Origin of the sequence: Paenibacillus germinis (genome assembly GCF_013141785.1) — a bacterium.
Lineage (GTDB): Bacteria > Bacillota > Bacilli > Paenibacillales > NBRC-103111 > Paenibacillus_E > Paenibacillus_E phytorum.
Window position 1 is genome coordinate 55,661 of the sequence record NZ_WHOC01000133.1, and the last position, 18,743, is coordinate 74,403.

An 18,743-nucleotide genomic window follows, 5' to 3' on the forward strand; every position below is an offset into this window, starting at 1 on the left:
CTCCCTTATCTCTTTCGAATTGAACTATATTTGAGTCTTAAACTCTCCGCCATGACCGCAAGCATGATAATAGCTCCAAGGAAAGTTTGTTCATAATAGACATTGGCACCAAGCATAATTAGTCCATTATTAATCAGCGCGATCATTAACGAACTTGCAAAAAGCCCTATTGCGCTTATGGCTCCACCATTTAGAGCAGTTCCCCCGATGACGGCCACAGCGAATGAGATAATCATCCAATCACTTCCAGTTGCCGGGGTAGCTGATCCCATTCTTGAGATCCACAACACACCTGCAATAGCAGCAAAAATACCTGACAATACATTGCCCAACATAATAATCTTATCCGTTTTAATTCCCGAATAGCGCGCAGCGACCAAATTCCCACCGGTGGCAAGAATTTGCCTTCCGATCACAGTGTACTTAAACACATACCACAACACGATTAACGTAAGAATCATAAGCCAGAATAAGTAAGGTAATCCAAGAAAGCCTTCCCTGCCGATAAAAGTAAACTCTTTAGGAATTTTCGTGTAAGGGAATCCTTTTGATATGCCAAAAACAAGACCCGTATAAATAAATGATGTCGCCAGCGTCACTACAAAAGAATTGAGCTTCAATCGAACAATAACAATACCATTGATATAACCAGCCAAAGCTCCGACGAATAATGCTAATAGAACTGCTACAGGGGCAGGTAACCCCAAAGTATGCATGGCATAGCCTGCTGTAACGACGGAAAGTCCTCCAATAGCGCCCAAGGATAAATTCATACCGCCTATAACTAGCACGATCGCTTGACCTAAAGCAACAAATAAAAACAAGGAAGTGGTTCGAAAAACGTTGAACAAATTATAAGAAGATAAAAAACTGGAAGATCCCATTGCAAATACGATAAATAGAAGTAATGTAGCCACGATTACACTTGTATCACTTCGTTTAAGTACGGATAATAGAACCCCTTTTCTTGAATTACTTGATTTGGATTCAGCTTCCATGATGACATTAGTATTGCTTTTCATTCATTTTCCCTCCAGTTGTTCTAGTCGCTGCACGATCATATATATTTCGACACACTCAACATGTTTCATGTATGATCTATGAATAGATTATCGCGTCTGCCGTCAATTGTTAATAGAAATTCCCACTGTGAGGGTCTAAAATTCCACTTATTAGATCCCCCGTTTATCCACAATAAAAAAACTGCCTTCCTCTAAGAGAAAAGCAGCACCTGTTCATGTATTCATCTGGTTAGCTCCAACATTTTCGTGATTTCACTCGCTGCAGCATTTAATCCTTCCTGTGGAGACATATCACCTACAATAATTTTCTGCAGATACGGATATAGAATGTTTGACAATGGAATCCACTGTTTAATAGGCGGAGGTGTGCGGAAATCCTCTTTTAAAGCTGTATTTAATGTGTTATAGAAGTTTTGTTTCCGCTCATCTCCTGTCTTCGCATCACTTAATACTTGTTCCCATACCGATATACGTACAGGAGTTGCACCCAGCTTGGATTCGTTCGTCATATTTTCAGCATTTGTCAAAAACTTAATAAGCGCAGCCGCTGCCTCTTTATGTTTACTTGCTTTCGTAACCGCGAATCCGTGAACGCCGCCCCAACCTGGATGAATGCCACTTGGACCTTCTGGCGCACGAACAACGTCAAACTTACCTGCAACTTTTGAACTTTTCGGATCGTCAAGCGTTGAATACCACCCAGGCCACTCGGAGTAGATAGCGATTTTTCCGTTTGCAAAGTTATTTTCCACTTCATCCCAAAGGAAGTTAACCACGCCTTTTGGCATGGCACCCGCTGCATAGAGATCACGCAAATATTGTGCAGCTTTCAATCCGCCTGTTTGATTTAAAATGACATTTTTCTTTTCATCCAGAAAGTCGCCGCCAAACGCTTGCGTCAGTTCCATGAAACGGCCTGTCATCGCTTCTTCCTTACCAGCAAATTGTGTACCTGATAGACCTTTCCCTTGCTTAGCAAAGAAAATTGAAATATCTTTTAACTGTTCTAACGTTTGCGGAGGTGTCAGATCATAGTTATATTCGGTCTTGAACTTACTTTTGTTCGCTTCGTCGTGAAACAAATCGGTTCTATAATAGTACACACTAATATCTGCCAATCGCGGTATCATGTACGGTTTCGCATCTATTTTGCCCGCGTTTAATATCGAAGGTGAGAAGTCTCTGAGGTCATCCTCGGTGAATAAATGATCCAAAGGTTCTAAGGCATCCGAGTAGCCAGAGATTTGATTGGAATGCGTTGATATCACATCATAATCAATTTTATTTGCTGTGAAATCGGTTGTCAGCTTTTTGTCCAAATTATAATTATTATCTTTAAATATGATTTCCACCTTTGCGCCAGTCTCCTGCTCGAACTTAGGAATGGCTTCATATAAAGACTCGTAAGTACCTCCGCCGATCAATGCCGATTTCAGTTTGATGCCTTCATACATTTTCTTGTTTGAGGTTTCGGTCACCGTACCTTTACTTACCGTTGCTGGTTGTACGGAACCGAATCCAATAACCAATAAACCTATCACTATGAGAAAAATAATATGCCTCGCCCATTTTTTACTCATCAGGTCCCCTACCTTTCGCCAAAAGGAAAAAGCAGCTTTTCAATCTCATAGTCGTACATATTGTCTCTGGTTACGACTTCGGATCCTGTATCTATTTGAGGATTGATTTTCTCCCCATTCAGCAGCTGAACGGATGTCTTCACCCCTAAATAGCCCATGTTAAACGGCTTTTGCACAACAATAGATTGAATCTCTCCTTTTTCAAGTTGATCAATCTCTTCAATTGAGCTGGAGAAGCAGACGAGCTTCACCTTTCCAGGAAATCCAAGTTTCTTCACTGCCTGAGCTGCACCCTTAGTTCCCGCTTCGCTTAAGGTAATGATGCCGTCTATTGAATCCGAACCGCTGAGATGCTGTTGGGTAAACTCGTAAGCTTCATTTTCTCCATTGATATAATGAGTATCCATGATTTGGATGCTCGGATACACTGCCAGCGCTTCCCTTACGCCTTTTTCCCTCTCCATTTGCACCGGGGAGCTTTTATCATCATTAATAATGAAAACTCTGGAACGAGAAGGCAGCAAACGCTTCGCTTCTTCCCCAGCTTTCTTTCCTTCTACAACATGATCCGTAACAATCACACTACTCGCGAGGTTCCCTTTTAGCATCGCCTCAATCGTGATCAGCTGTACACCTGCTTTTTTTATTTTTTCCGCAAGTGGAGTCATCTTTTCAGCATCTATGGGAGCCAAAATAATGGCTTTGGGCAGCGGCCCATACTTCAGGATGGTGTCTACCATTTTTATTTGACTATCCACATCATTTTCCAAACGCGGGGCTAATATTTCTACCTCCGCCCCGAATTCCTTCGCAGCAACCTTGCTTCCAGCAGCCAACGTCTGCCAAAACTCTACGTTCGGATCGCTTGTCTTTGAAACAATGATTATTTTGGGCTTGATCTTTATTGCTTGTTCTGGCGTAAAAACAAGAAAACGCAGCGTGAAGACGAAAGCGGTGCAAAGCAGTATTACAATGGTGAGTATGGCCATTTTTCTTGTTAGCATCGTTTCGCCTTCCTTATTCGATAATCGGGATACAAATCGTAACCTCAGTTCCTTCACCCTGACTCTTGAAGCTTAATCCATAGGGTTCCCCGAAATAAAGCCGTATTCGCTCATTTACGTTCGTCACACCAACACCTTTGTCTTCGAAACTATGATCATTCAATAATATTTGTTTTAGCTTTTCAGGCTCAATTCCTACACCGTTATCAAGCACTTTTAGCAAAATGCAATCCTGTGACTTTTCGCCGATAATTTGGATAATCCCCGTTCCGCTCTTGTATTTAATTCCATGATAAATGCAATTTTCAACCAGCGGCTGTAAAATAAGTTTGAGTGTTTTGCATCGCATAATCTCTTTATCGATGTCAATTCGAAAATCCAGTTTGGACTTATACCGCATCTTCTGAATCGTCAAATAATTGGTGATATGCTCGATTTCCACTTGTATCGGAATCAGTTCACTGCCTTTACCTATGCTAGCACGCAGCAAATTGCTTAGTGCCAAGGTCATCGTCACAACTTCTTCCATTTTCTTCCCTTCCGCCATCCAAACAATCGAACCTAACGTATTGTATAGAAAATGCGGGTTAATTTGCGCCTGAAGCGCTTTCAGTTCACTTTTACGTTTAAACTCCTGCTCCACCACAATTTGTTTCATCAGCTCACTTATTTTTCCGATCATGATATTAAAACGTTTGCTTAATTTGCCAATTTCATTCGCCGATGTAAGATCGGATCTAATATTGAAGTTCCCTTCTTCAATTTCGCGCATATAAGATTCCAGCCGTTTGATCGGAAGTGATAGTCTATGTGAAATAATGACCGCACAAACCAAGCCGATCATGATACACAGAGCGCCCCAGAGAAGAAATGAGCGTTTCATTGTCTGCTTATTGCTGACAAGCTCATCCAAATAAGCGACACCCACGATTTTCCATCCATACCCGGAATTTTTCGTCGTGTACATTCGGCTATTTGCGCCTTCATTTGTAATGAAGCTGCCATTCTCAGAGTGAAGAACTTGCTCGATCATTTCAGACTTTAAATTACTATATACAATTTGCTGCTGCGGATGGTAGATCACTTTCCCCTCTTCATCAACAATAAAAATATAACCTCGCTGTCCAATGCTGATGTCGCTGCAGATGTTGTTAATCACATCAAAGTCCAAATCTATCGAGAAAACGCCAAAGCTTTGTTTATCATTGTTACTCCGAATTTCCCGGCTAAATGAAATGACCCAGCGGTATTCATTCATAAATATATTTTGAATATGCGGCGGCGAAATAACAACTAGCCCCTGTGCTTCCCTCGCTTTATCGAACCATGACTGGTTGCTTACATTCAAATTAGGCTTCAAGCTTGCATTTGAGCGGTCAGAAACAAAATAAGAGCCCGTATCACCCGCTAGCATGATAGATGTAATATCTTTGCGAGAATTCAGTATGGATCGGAAATAATCACGAATTCGCAGCCTTGTTGCGTCGTCATCTTTCAACTTGTTATTACTTGTTGACTGCATGAAGGTCCTAACATCCGCATGATTAAGAGTCATGAGAGATATGTACTCCATGCTCGTAATATACGATTTAATATTCCTGTCTACTTGATCGATGATTTGTGAGGTATAATCCTGTGATTTTTTTTTAACTGCATCCGCCGATAAATTATATGAAATGATGCTCATTATGATAATTGTCAATAAAATGAGACAGGAGAAAGCCACAGCGATACTCGATTGAATACGGGTAAACGCAAATCTACGCATCGTACTTCACCCTTTCTCCTCTTGCTACAGCTCTTTGCTGATTCTCTCACGATACTCTGTTGGAGAAAGACCTGTTTTCTTTTTGAATATTAAGCTAAAATAGTGCGGATCCCTATAGCCTATTTTGTTAGCAATTTCATAAGTTTTCAAATCGGTATATTTCAGCAACTCCATAGCCTTCTCTATCCGGATGCGGGTGAGATATTCTATGAGGGTTTCCCCCGTATGCGTTTTGAAGATCGTGCCAAAGTAGCTGGGACTCATTTGGAGATGCTGGCATACATCGTTCACCGATAAGGTTTCGTTTGAATAATTGCCCATGATATACTCTTCAGCCATGCCCACTTTAAGGCTTGATATATTGTTTCTTTTTCCTGCAATACATCCGATTACTTTTTTACAAATTTCCTTCAGCCACATTTCAATTTCGTCTAATGTCTTACATGTGTTTATTTCGGCAAAAGGATTGATCGGATTTCCTAACAACTCTAATCCTCCCAATTCATTTATTGTACTCATAAGCGTCACGCTAATTTTTTGTATATAGATCATACACGATTGCATCGGAATACGCGACAGTTTTAGATTTTGCATGCAATCTTCAATGACGACGTTAACTTCCTTAACCGTGCCTGTTTTCAAAACTAAGACAAGCTTTTTTTCCCATTCAATCTGAATTTCCGCAGGACGATGATCATTACCCTCTAGATCGGAAAGGGAGATCACATTGTCTTTGCCTAATAAAAAGCGATAATCTAACGCTGCAATCGCCTTTTGATACGATAAGGCAATTTCGTGCAAAGAGGAGCAGGCGGTTCCAATTCCGATAGTCACTGTAAATTTCAAGAATTTCTTCACACATTGACGTGTTTCTTCGGAGAGGGTTTGAGCCAATGTGTATACGCTGTTCATATCTTCGCTGAATAGAATAGAGACGATCTTGTCGTCACGACTGCGGAATACAAGGCCGCACTTCTCCTCATCCATGATTTCTTCTACGATATTATAGACCGCGAATCGCATTAGCTCCTGCTCGGTCGCTGTGAAAGAATTACTTCGCTCACCAAAGTCATCGACATCAATGACAACAGCCATACAGCAAGTCCCAGAAAGTTTAATGTCAAAAAGGGCCAGCTTCTCTTCCAGCACTTCTTTCTTTAACACGCTAGTAACCATCGATTCAAGAAATCGCTCTCTTAGAAGAGGAAGACTTAGATTGAGTTGAATTTTAAGCTTGTTCAAATCCTCTTTCTGCCTAAATTCCTCATCCATCTCCAATTTCACTTTATCGAGCACAGCCCTCAGCTGTTTGGAAGAAATCGGCTTCAACAAATAATCGTAAACCCTAAGCTTAATTGCTTGTTGTACATATTCGAATTCGTCATAGCCTGTCAACATAATAACCTTGGCGTAAGGATATTTGTCGACAATTTGACGAGTTAGTTCAAGGCCGTCCATAAAAGGCATATAAATGTCAGTCAACACCACGTCAGGAACAAATTCTTCAAATGCTTCCAAAGCATCAAGACCATTTTCAAAGCTGCCTAAGAAATCGAACCCATGATCCTTCCATTGAATGAGTTCTTCAATTCCTTCCCGTACTAACTCCTCGTCATCGACTATAGCTATTTTGTACATAGTTCCTCCAATTATCGTTTCTAAACATTCAAAATAGCGAAAGGAACCGTTTCATGAATAAGGCCACCCGCTGAAAGCGCATCCAATGGTAAAAAGTAATTGATATGAGAATTGTACAAATAATTGACGATTTTGCAAATACAAAATACGCCGAATACTGTCATATTTCTAAGTGATGATAACGATCTCTAAAGCAAAAATAAAACCCGCCGTGATTTGGCGGGTTTTATTTTTGCTTTCATTGCACTGGATTTTCGCGTCTTCTTCGTATTTTCTAACTCATTCTAATAGAAAATCTGAATTTCGTATTTTCTTCATACCACATATGAACAGCATGAAGATTTCGGTTACCGTTTTTTACGACCTCTAATGGTGAAATCTTCTCCCCCAACTTTTCCATTCGCCATAAATTAGGGTTATCCACCTTTAATGCAAAAGAAAACCAGCTTGCTTCAGGCAACCTATAAGCCGGCTTATCGAACCAACTTAAATCAACATCTATTTTCTTTTCATCTTTATAGAACTTATAATCGATGCGAATCTCACGTGGCGCACCGTGTATTTGTACACATTCCTCGGTCATGGAAAGTTGTATCTGAACAAGGTCATATGCCTCTTCTGAGCGTGTTAAGATACGGTTCAATTTTGGTGAAAATTGTTTGTGTTCCGGTTTCGGTTGGGCAAATTCCATACCAGGTTTGCCAAAGTCGGCATCTGCCCAGGAATGCGTTTGGCTCCAGTTCTCTACATACGATTGAAACCAATTGTTGTAATGATCCATTCCAAATGTTTCATACTGATAGCTGCCAATACGTCGGTGCACATCCGCCCAAGCTTTTCCATGTCCATCTATTAACTTAGAAATCGACCCGTCATTTTCAAACTCGACCTGAAACAACCCGAGCGAATAACACGTTTGACTACTTAAATCTTTTCCATCTTGCCATACATCTTTTTTAGGCATCAATGCCTCGAATGCTTTCGTTGCTTCCTGTTGCTTATCTTCAGATAAAGAACGAACAGCGCTATGAATATACGCCCGTTGTTCTAGCCATGAGCTCTCGAATAAGCGAAAGCTCTTCCTTCGTTAATCCATTGATCACGTAATACGATACCATGAACGAAATATTTTGTTGAAACGGATAAATCAAAAGTAAAGGAATCATCGCTGCGATAAGTTTGGCTGAATTCAATGTCTTATACCATTTCGTCAAAATGTCCATGCGGTGCTCGGGGCATTTTCGAATGCTATGGTTCGCACAGCGCTCCCCACTATCTATCGCTTAAGTCTTCAACTAATAATTTCACACCTGAACGATTAGCTTCTTATAGAAATCATCAAGTTTAATCGATTGACCATTATTTAATCGGGATTGTTCCGCTGCAAACGCCATAAGATGACTGCGTACCGACGCCGATGCGGACGTAAGGCTCTCACTGCCATTGTAGCCACTCACTTCCTTCAGAAAGCTTCTAACAATGCCGCTGTCTCCGCCCCCATGCCCCGACGTCTGTTCTGGGATTTGAATCTCAGTGTTTTCATGAGTAACGAAATCCATAACTGTAATTTTGCCTTCCTCACCGCGAATTTCACCCTTTGTACCCATAATCTGAATACGCCGTTCCTGATGTCGAGTGAATCCACACATACTGAATGTTGCAGTGGCGCCGCCCGTGAATTCCATGTTGACGACTTGATGGTCCACTACATTGTTATCGCTCTTGTAGACACAGCGACCGTAATTCGTTTCCTTTAAGCCCTTCACAATATTTTCCCGCGTAAGATCTTCGGTAAAATGCCTCGCCCAAGATTTCCCTTCGCCTAAGTAGAAGCGTGGCGCCGAATATGGACACCTAGCTTCCACTGCACAGCCGATGCAGGTATCCGAAGAGCCCACCGGCGCGTTGCCGGAATGGAAATGCTTCAGAGAGCCGTAGGAGCTGACGCGCAGGCAAGCTTGATCCATCAGCCAAGATAAGACATCCATATCGTGACACGATTTGGCTAGAATCATAGGGCTCGACTTGTCAGAGTTGTTCCAATTCCCCCTTACAAAGCTGTGCGCCATATGCCAGTAACCGACGTTTTCGTTAAGCTGGATGGAAACGACCTCGCCGATACGGCCTTCTGTAAGGAGCCGCTTTATCGCTGACCAGAACGGCGTATACCTCAGCACGTGACAGATCGTAAGCAGCCGTCCATTCTCTTTAGCGGCCAATTCCATCTCGATACATTCCTCAGGATCCGGCGACATCGGCTTCTCAAGCAGGACATGATATTTGTTTTTTAATGCTTTTAACGTTGGCTGATAATGCATCCGGTCCTGTGTAGAGATGATTGCAATATCAGCCAACGGCTCTTCGAGAATCTGCTCCCATGATGCATATTGACGCTCCGCCGGGATGCCGTGTTTTTCCGCAAATTTGGCCAACCGTTCCGGATTGGATTCGGCGACGGAAACGAATTTCAGTTCATGCGGATAATCGAGCGCATAATTCGCATACGCCGCACCTCTGGCCCCTGCACCGATCATGATTGCTGTAAGCTGTTTCATTCGACATTCTCCTCTTATAATTTTTCCGGTATTTTACATAAAAAAGGAAAACAATAAAGGAAGACTTGATTGCCGTCATTAGTCCCCTTATATTCGTTTTCCGACTTTCATTATTCGTTTGATCCTAGCGCATCTTATTCGACTGTAAAGTCAAACGGAATCGATACTTCATATCGTCTTCAAACCACATCATGAAATTGGTACCCCAAACGTTATTGTGCAAGTTAAAATGAAACCAGCCATCGAGTGGCGCAAATGTGTTATCGAACTGCAGCAGCCGCCGTTCCCCAGGGCAAACGATAGGAGCATCCAGCGTCTCGATTGTCGCTCCGCCTTCCGCACCTTCATAGTACAATCCGCTCCCCACACCATGCATGTTCCGGTTGCCGTCTTTTACGACAAATAACGGTGAAATCCGTTCGCCTAGCTTATCCATCATCCATTGGTGCGGGCTATCCGTTATCGGCGCGAATGAAAACCAGCTCGCTTCTGGCAAACGACATGCCTTTTTGTCCATCGCATGCAGTTCGACATCGATTTTCGGATCCTGGGTATGGAAAGTGTATACAATGACCAGTTTGCGGGGTGCGCCGAATAGCTCGCAGACATCAGAAGGCATTTTCAGCTCAGCCCGGACAACGTTGCAATCCGCTTGCCGTTCCAGAGAGAGTGATCTTATTGTCGCACTATATTCTTGGTGCTCCGGTTTCGGCTCCGCGTACTCAATCCCCGGCTTTCCAAGGTCGTTATCCGCCCAACCATGATTACGCTTCAAATTGATCACATATTCGTTGAAAAAGCGGTCGAAATTTTCTTTTCCGAACGTTTCGTATCGATACGTCCCAAGTCTGTGTTTTTCGTCTGCCCACATTTTTCCGTTCTCATCGATCAATTGATTGATAGAGCCATCCGGAGCGAAACTGACACGAAACTGCCCCAAATCGTAGCTTTCATTCACTTCAAGGCTGATTGACTCATTTTCCGTATCGATGGATTCTCCAGGCAGCATCCGATCAAAAGCTGCTTGAGCTTCTGCTACCAGCTCTTCATTAAGCCCAGCCAACGCCTGATCGATATAGGCACGCTGTTCCTTCCAGGAGCTTTCAAAGAAGCTGTACGTTCGATCCGGTTTCGCGGGACGGAAGAGATAGGCATATTTTCTTATTTTTGCATCGGCTACCTTATCGATAACTCTGGCGGCAGCGAAGTCGGCTGCAGAGTAATGGTCATAGTCGACCAAATAAACTTGTTCATTCAATCCCCATGTATGCTCCGGGATTAACATCAAACGATTGCAAAACTTCGCGTACTGCTCACTTTGCTCATCCAACCTGCCGGATGCCACCCATTTGTCCCTCAAGCGAAGCAGCTCCCGATACCGTGCCACCCTCCAGGGGTCGGAAGCGGCTCCGTGAATCCACGTATCCCCGATTTCCTCGCGGATAACCGGCAGGAGATGCTTGAGTGGAAGCAGATTTTCAGCAAATGCATCCAGCGTCGACGCCATAATGACCGCACCCGGATATTGCAACTGCAATTTTGCAAACAAGGCACGCACGTCATCGATTGGGGGTGGACCATGGTTATCTCCGGTATGGGCGAAGTACAACGCGTCCTCCAGACCGTCAAGCTCAAGCGGTTTCCCGTAATCGTCGGCATAATTCACGATGATTTCCGAGTCGTCGGCTGCGCGCCACACGAACACCGGCGGTACATGCGGTTTTTTACATGTCGGGTTGACGCCCAAATGCAAATATCGGATACCGTTCCTCGCCAAAATCGGAACCATCCCGATCGTATGTCCCGGAACGTCAGTCATTTTTGCGGCTATCGTCGTTTTGTCGAACTGCTGGTCCATCTTCTTGGAAAGCGACAGGCCGAACTCGAACAATTTGGCGTCCATCAACTCTGTATGAGTCGTAAACGGCAGCCCATGCCAAACGATGCGGCCCTGTCGGAGCGCATCTTCCATGCGAACGCGCAATTCTGGCTGCGCCGTATGCAAGTATTCGTGAATAAGCCATGAACCTGTCGTCCATACGAATTTCACATTTCCTTCTTCTTTCGCTAATTGTTCGGACAGGTCTAGCGCCTGCGGAATAAACTGATTCATATATCGGTCAATCACATGCTCTGCCAAGTCGGTAAACCCAATATCCAAATGCGTTTTGAAAATGACATGAACCCGTTTAATGTTTGTCACGTTTTCTTGCCTCCAACCGTATATTTTTTCTCCTTAATCCTATCGCGATCTCGCAATAATCCGCTTGCCCCGCTATTCTTTGACCGATCCCATCACAATACCGTGAACGAAATAACGCTGCAAAAATGGATAAATCAGAAGAATCGGGAGCATCGCCACCATCAGCTTTGCCGCGTTTAACGTTTTGTTCGATGCCTTCATCAATTGGATCAGCTGATCTGAGGTCAAGTCCTTCATCATATCCGGCGTTATTGTGATGACCAACTGCTGGATATACGTCTGCAGCGGATAGTTGTCCGGCTTACTCATGAAAATCATTCCGTCGAAGAACGAATTCCAATGCCCGACAATGCTGAACAGCGTTACCGTTGCCATCGCTGGTAATGAAAGCGGAATATAGATGCGTATCAGCGTATACCACGGTCCCGCTCCATCGACGACCGCCGCTTCTTCCAATGCCTTCGGCAAACTTCGAAAAAAATTCATAATCAGAATAACATTGAAAATGGGAACTGCCCCTGGAATGACCAAAGACCAAATCGTATTTTGCATGCCGAGTGCCGTTATGGTCATGTACAGGGGAATCAGACCTCCGGAAAACAGCATACAAAAGACGAGATACCACATGTACAGATTTCTTCCGCGGAACTGCTTATTTTCCAGGGACAAAGGATAGGCCATGATAACTGTCAGGAAGAAATTAAGCACCCCTCCCAAAACTACTCGTTTGACAGAGACGCCAAACGCCCTGAAAAATTTATCATCGCCAAGAATAATTTGATACGACGTCAGGTTGAACCCAACCGGCCATACGGTCACCTTTCCGGCGTTCGCGGCGGCTTGTTCGCTGACGGAGAGAGCAATTGTGTACCAAAGAGGGTAAAGCGAAATCAGCGCTATAAGAGCTAACACCAGTAAAATAAATAGATCAACGGCACGATTGGATAACGATTGAGACCTGACCATAGTGCCCTCCTTTCTTGCTTAAAAAATCCGGTAGCCCGCGAATTTATAAGCCAATCGATACGAAATCGCAATTAGAACAATCGCTACGACCGATTTCAACAAACCGACAGCCGTGGCCAATCCGTACTGCATTTGTACTATGCCAATCCGGTATACGTATGTGTCGATAATATCCCCGGAAGAGTAGACGAGCGGATTATACAGGTTGAATATTTGATCGAATCCCGCGTTAAGCACATTGCCGAGACTCAGGGTGGTCAAGAGCACGATCGTCGGCATAATGCCGGGAATCGTAATGTAAAACAGCTTTTGAAAACGACTCGCACCGTCTATTTCCGCCGCCTCATACAAGGCAGGACTAATGCCAGTCAAAGCAGCCAAGTACACGATGGCGCCGAATCCGAATTCCTTCCACACGTCGCTCCAAACAACAATATGGCGAAACCAGGTATTGCTGGCCAAAAACATAATTGGGTCCACACCAAAAATAGCGAGAATTTGATTCAGGATACCTTCCAAAGACAAAATGTTGACCATAATGCCTGCTAAAATAACCCACGACATGAAGTGCGGCAAATAAACGATCGTTTGTACTGTGCGTTTGAACTTGTTAAGCCGGACTTCATTCATAAGAAGTGCGAACGTAACAGGTACGATAATGCCTGCAATGATTTTCATCGAAGCGATGATGATTGTATTGAACAACACTTGCTTGCTGTCCGGAATTTGCAGCATGAAGGTAAAGTTGTCAAAGCCGATCCAGTCCTGCTTCCAAATTTTCTTCCCCGGCACAAACCGCTGAAACGCCATGACGATTCCGAACATCGGAACGATGCTGAACACGAATAACAGCAAGACGCCGGGAAGCATCATGAGATGATAGTGTAATAACGTTTTTTTGTCCCTCATTCCCGCTCACCTTCGCAAGAAGCAGGAAAGGCGCAAATTCAACAACTAAGCGCCCTCCTCTTCTTTCCTATCGTTATTATTTTTTGACCGCTTCTTCCACTTCTTTGGTAATTTGATCGCCGCCAATACGTTTCCATTCTGCAACGAACGAATCGAACTGGTCTACTGTCACTTCACCGAGTACAATCTTCAAAAACGTTTCATTTTCTAGCTTCTGTAAAATAGCCCACTTCTGTTCCATCGTTTTGGTCTGTCCGAAAAAGACGTTGCGCACGATATTGAAATTAGTCGGTTTCAGTTCAGCCGAGCCCACCAATCTTGCCATTGTCTCGGACCAGGCGGCCAGATCTTTTTTCGGATTCTCTTCATTTTTCTTAACGTTTTCATACCAAGACAGTATAAATGGGGTCAGTTTGGACGGATCTTTCGCGTCCAATCCACTCTTCAAATCCACATATCCTCTGTAAGCGGCATCTTCAAAATCCAACTGAATCGCAAACGGCCATTTGGTCCAGCTGACGTTCAGCCCTTTATAAATGTCTTTCGCTTCAGGATCAAGAAAGCGAATGCCTTGGTACTCGACGTTCAGGACTTTCATAATCGCTTCCGGATTTTTGTATCCTTTCTTGACAACTAAAAAATTAGCGGCTGGATTATTATCGTACGTATTGAACTTTCCGTCCGCGTCGACCGGTACGGAATAAGGTTTCCACTCCGATTTAGGATCATTCTTGACGGAGTCGGGGAACGGAGACCCATACGGACCCCACCATGGTGAGGAGACGATACCCATTTTTCCTGATGCAGCAAGTTCGTTCGGATCTTTGCGTACGACAAATTGTTTGTCGATGATTCCCGCCGCGTACATCTCTCGGAGCTTCGTTAACGCCGTCTTCATTTCAGGCAAAATGGAGCTGTAGGAAATGTTGCCCGACTTGTCTTTTATCCATTGGCCTTTATAAGCATGCAGCGCTCCAAAAATAGGATCGAATGCGTTCTGCGAGCCATAATCCCCGCCTAACGTCTGAATCCCAGTCATTCCGTACGTATCTTTCTGGCCATTGCCATCCGGATCTTTTTCAATAAACGCTTTCGCCACAGCGTTTAACTCATCGAGTGTTTTTGGCGGCTGCAGCCCTAATTTCTCCAACCAATCCTGCCTAATCCATGTTAGGTCATGCTCCCCGCCGATGTTGGTGCTCGGAAGACCCATCAATTTTCCATTAATCGTCGCCCTATTTATTACACGGTCGCCATATGATCCGTAATATTCCTTTATTAGCGGGCTTGCCAATTTTTGATACACGTCAGTCAGATCGGCGATCAGATCGGCTTCAACCAATTGCTTTAACTGTTTTTCATTCACGATGAAAGCATCAGGCAGATCGTGGCTCGCGATGGATACGGACAATTTTTGTTGATAAGCGTCTGGTGTTTCCGTCTGCCAGGCATGCGTCACTTTGACGTTCAGTTTTTTCTCGATGTACCGATAGTATTCGTTGTTATCAACAGTGTCCCCGTTAGGCAAATTGGTGTTTTTCGTACTGATATTTTTCCCCATGCTTAACGTAATCGGCTGACTGTACTTACTAAAAGGACCATCTGTGGCGGCTCCTTGCGTATCTTTCGTTTGACTCGGTACGGTGCTTGGCGCCGCTTCTTTGCTGCCCGGAGTACAAGCGGTCATAAGAAGTGTAAGTGACATTAGTACTATTGCGGTTGTCTTGACCCTCATTTTATTTCCCCCTTAGATCAAATATCTGCCTTACAAAGCGATTGTACTATGCTTCTTGTCCTGGCCGGGAGCGAAAACAGTCGACAGCAGGTAGAATTCGATCCTCCGTTTCTTATGCTTGTCTGATCGCCGACCATTTTCATACCTCCTCCGACTGAATTCCTACTCTAGCGTACCTCTCCGCTGCGTCAACGGAATATTCATCGTCATCGTCGTACCATGCCCAATGCGGCTTTCAACCTGAAATCGGCCGTTATCTGCGTAATGGACTTTGATTATCCGCAATACGTAACTTAGTCCGATGCCGAGACCTGATTTTTTCCTTTCGCTTTCGTATGAAAGTAAGCGAGAAACTTCTTCCTCCGTCATGCCGGCCCCGTTATCTTTCACCTCAATGTTCATATAACCGCCATGAGCTGCGATGCGCACTTCGATCACCCCTTCTTCATCTCCAAGCCCATGATACAAAGCGTTTTCGACGATCGGCTGAAGGATGAAACGCGGAATCGTCTGGTCCAGCAGTGTCTCAACCACATCGTAACGGACATCAAACTGGTAATCGTAACGAATGCGCTGAAGCGCCACGTAATCTTTCAAGGCTTCGAGTTCATCGCGCAGCTTGACAACGGATCCCTCTTTACCTAGGTTATAGTGCAGAACACGTGTAAAAATGGAAACGAGACGGTCGATATCATCCTGGCCGTTCATGCGCGCGATCCATTGAATCGTATTTAACGTATTATGGATAAAGTGAGGATTGATTTGATGGAGAAGTTTTTCCACTTCCAATTGCGCTTTCATCCGCTCATTCTGTTCGATTTCCGCGAACAATTCCCCAATTCTGGTTCTCATGAGATCGAACTCGAATAGCACGCTGTCGAATTCGCGCACGTTCGTCTTATTGAGCTTGGAATCGAATTTGCTGCCGGCCAAGGAACGAATCTCTCTCAAAATGCTTCGGATCGGCCGGTATACGGTCCGCCATACCAATAACGCGAGCGCAATGCTTAGAGCAAGACATACTAGGCTGATGCCCCCGTATCGCAAAAGCCAGGTATTGAACTCCTTCTCAAAATCGCGCTTATCGATCGCGACGACGATGCTCCACCCTTGGTCGCTGACTTCTTTGAAAAAATAAAAACCTTTTTCTTCCGCTACATTTACATCCGAGTTTTTAATAAAAGAAAAATCGGCGCCTGAAGGAAATTGAACCTGGTCGTCGCTATAGGCAATTTTGCCGCTCTGATTCAACAAAATATGCGAGGCATTCATCCCAAAATGATGCTTGTTGAGAATTTTCTCAAAAAGAAGCAGATTAGTTTCGATGTACACGTAAATGGTTTCCTGTTCTATTCCAGGGACATTGACCGGTCTTGCCAACGAGAAAACGGTATTCGAACTGTACTTGTACGCCGTTTGGTGCGGACCAAAGAACGATTCCCCTTTAACACTGGACAGCAAAGGAAGCGATTTGATGGAGAAACCATCCCTGATTTCTCGGTTTTGGAACATCACTTTCCCCTCACCTGGAAAAAAATAGAGCATAACCCCTAAATAAGGATTCGTAAAATTAACAAGATTCATATTTTTCTGAATCTCTGTCGTTAGCTGCAGCTGCTCGAAAATGCTTTGGGACGAAAGCAGAATGGATAACGATTGTCCAACAGTTCCTTCTTGCGAAAGCTGCAGAGAGACATACTCCATATTGCTAAGCGTATTTTCGAGACTCACTCGCGTTTGGGACAGCGTGTTTTGAATCCCGCTTTCGATTTTTTCGTGAAAAATCGTTTGCAAAGCCAAAAAAGAAACCACCCCTAGTAAGAGGAGCGGAATTATAGTACTCATCAGGAGCGTTGCAACCAATCGCGTTTTCAGGGAAGACCAGTCGATCTTCATTTTGTCTCTACGCTCCCTTCGTTCGCTTTGCGGTATTCCGCTGGATTCATCCCGGCCCGTTCACGGAATATTTTGCTGAAATACTTTTCATCCTTATAGCCTGTTCGTTCCGCAATCCGGTAAATCGGGTACTTTGTTTCGACAAGCAGCCGTTTCGCCTTCTCGATCTGCAGTTCCTTCATGTATTCACCGAACGATCTTCCGATGATCGTTTTGAAGCATTCGCTGAAATAGCCGCTGCTTATGTTGAATGTTGCTGCTACCATGTCACGATTGACACGCAAATCCTCCAATTGCAGCATATAATAAAGTGCTTTCAATACGGTGACGATGATTTCATCAAAGTAAGCGAAGCCTTTCATTCTCTGCTGTATCGCACATCGAATTTCAATAAGAATTTGCTTAAACACGTTCCAGCTTACCAACGATTCGGTGATGGAATCGTATGCATCCAACTCGCCGTTTCGGAACATTTCGCGCGTAAGGCGCACGGATATACGGAGTAATTCCGACAAATATCGGCTGTCCGGTTTCGTTTGCTCGATCAAGGCGATCAGACGCTGCCACCCCTCCTCCTCATAAAGCCAGCGGAACGAGAACCACACATCATCAAGCAGTTTTGGCTCATCGAGATTTTGTTTGTCCGCCGATTTTGCCGGCATCATCGTCAGTTCGTATACTTTCCGATTCGGTTCGTATTCGTAAAACAAATAAGTCCGAATGCTTACGACGGATAATTCCGGCTTTCCATAAGCTCTTATAAGGACGTAATCGTTCGATTGAGCTGCATATCGACTTAAGGACAATTCTATTTTGTCATCCGTGCAAGTAATGGACCAAATTTGACCGCCGAGCGTTGTTATGGAAAAAATGCCAGCTTTCATCAAATCGGAAACTGGATCTAGTTGCATTGTTGTAGACATTTGCGCCAATAGATAAATAGGTCTGTCTTCCGTCTTCGTTTTGGAAATATCTGTTCCCGCCATTTTATTAGTTTCATCAAACTGGATTCTCTGTACGATTCGCGCCAGCATGTTATCCATACTTTCTTTTTCCAACTGCGTTTTGACGATATAGTCAATTGCTCCTGCACGCATTGCTTCTTGAATGTATTCGAAATCCTGATGACACGTCAGCACGACGATCCAGGTTTTCGGATGCTGAGCGCGAACCGCATTCATCAGTTCGAAACCGCTCATTGTCGGCATCGTCAAATCGACGAACAGCAGGTCGACCTCGTGTTGTTGCATGAAATCGAGTGCCGCCCGACCGTTCCCCGCTTCGCCGACAATTCGGATGTCATATTTGCTCCATGGCATCGTGGAAATGAGGCCTTTGCGAACCAGTTTCTCGTCATCCACGATCAATGTATCTAACATTTTGTACCGCCTCGATCCCGTCGCAATTTCGCTGTAAGGTATAAGGTCTCTCCGATAAAAAATGAGAGTAGCCCCTCTGATATCATTC

The 18,743-nt window shown here is 44.1% G+C and carries 14 protein-coding genes; all 14 read right to left on the minus strand.

Features of this window, described 5'->3' with window-relative positions:
- Window positions 1-5: 5 nt before the first annotated feature.
- A complete protein-coding gene (locus GC102_RS23875; RefSeq protein WP_171691712.1) occupies window positions 6-1,022 on the minus strand; it encodes an ABC transporter permease in 1,017 nt (338 codons plus the stop codon).
- Between the two features lie 221 nt (window positions 1,023-1,243).
- The gene (locus GC102_RS23880) at window positions 1,244-2,602 is read right to left on the minus strand and encodes an ABC transporter substrate-binding protein (RefSeq protein ID WP_171691713.1); all 1,359 of its coding nucleotides are present in this window, start codon (window positions 2,600-2,602) and stop codon (window positions 1,244-1,246) included.
- Between the two features lie 8 nt (window positions 2,603-2,610).
- Window positions 2,611-3,606, minus strand: a complete 996-nt coding sequence (locus GC102_RS23885) for a substrate-binding domain-containing protein (protein WP_171691714.1) — start codon at window positions 3,604-3,606, stop codon at window positions 2,611-2,613.
- Window positions 3,607-3,619: 13 nt separating this feature from the next.
- The gene (locus tag GC102_RS23890; RefSeq protein WP_171691715.1) at window positions 3,620-5,374 is read right to left on the minus strand and encodes a cache domain-containing sensor histidine kinase; all 1,755 of its coding nucleotides are present in this window, start codon (window positions 5,372-5,374) and stop codon (window positions 3,620-3,622) included.
- A 24-nt stretch (window positions 5,375-5,398) separates the two neighbouring features.
- On the minus strand, window positions 5,399-7,012 hold the full coding sequence (locus tag GC102_RS23895; RefSeq protein ID WP_171691716.1) for a response regulator: 1,614 nt from the start codon (window positions 7,010-7,012) through the stop codon (window positions 5,399-5,401).
- A gap of 274 nt (window positions 7,013-7,286) precedes the next feature.
- Window positions 7,287-8,045, minus strand: a complete 759-nt coding sequence (locus GC102_RS23900) for a DUF5054 domain-containing protein (RefSeq protein WP_312883375.1) — start codon at window positions 8,043-8,045, stop codon at window positions 7,287-7,289.
- Window positions 8,038-8,235, minus strand: a complete 198-nt coding sequence (locus GC102_RS23905) for a hypothetical protein (RefSeq protein ID WP_171691717.1) — start codon at window positions 8,233-8,235, stop codon at window positions 8,038-8,040. The genes GC102_RS23900 and GC102_RS23905 overlap by 8 nt, the downstream gene beginning before the upstream one ends.
- Window positions 8,236-8,316: 81 nt before the next feature.
- Complete coding sequence (locus tag GC102_RS23910) at window positions 8,317-9,567, minus strand: Gfo/Idh/MocA family protein (protein WP_171691718.1); 1,251 nt, start codon at window positions 9,565-9,567, stop codon at window positions 8,317-8,319.
- 124 nt (window positions 9,568-9,691) lie between these two features.
- On the minus strand, window positions 9,692-11,770 hold the full coding sequence (locus tag GC102_RS23915; protein ID WP_171691719.1) for a DUF5054 domain-containing protein: 2,079 nt from the start codon (window positions 11,768-11,770) through the stop codon (window positions 9,692-9,694).
- Between the two features lie 72 nt (window positions 11,771-11,842).
- Complete coding sequence (locus tag GC102_RS23920; protein WP_171691720.1) at window positions 11,843-12,736, minus strand: carbohydrate ABC transporter permease; 894 nt, start codon at window positions 12,734-12,736, stop codon at window positions 11,843-11,845.
- 18 nt (window positions 12,737-12,754) lie between these two features.
- Window positions 12,755-13,645 carry an ABC transporter permease gene (locus GC102_RS23925; RefSeq protein ID WP_171691721.1) on the minus strand — a complete coding sequence of 297 codons (891 nt, stop codon included), beginning with the start codon at window positions 13,643-13,645 and terminating at the stop codon, window positions 12,755-12,757.
- 76 nt (window positions 13,646-13,721) lie between these two features.
- The gene (locus tag GC102_RS23930; RefSeq protein WP_171691722.1) at window positions 13,722-15,380 is read right to left on the minus strand and encodes an extracellular solute-binding protein; all 1,659 of its coding nucleotides are present in this window, start codon (window positions 15,378-15,380) and stop codon (window positions 13,722-13,724) included.
- 162 nt (window positions 15,381-15,542) lie between these two features.
- On the minus strand, window positions 15,543-17,180 hold the full coding sequence (locus GC102_RS23935; RefSeq protein ID WP_171691723.1) for a sensor histidine kinase: 1,638 nt from the start codon (window positions 17,178-17,180) through the stop codon (window positions 15,543-15,545).
- A gap of 92 nt (window positions 17,181-17,272) precedes the next feature.
- Window positions 17,273-18,655 (minus strand): response regulator transcription factor, encoded by a 1,383-nt coding sequence (locus GC102_RS23940; protein WP_171691724.1) that lies wholly within the window; start codon window positions 18,653-18,655, stop codon window positions 17,273-17,275.
- Window positions 18,656-18,743: the final 88 nt, after the last annotated feature.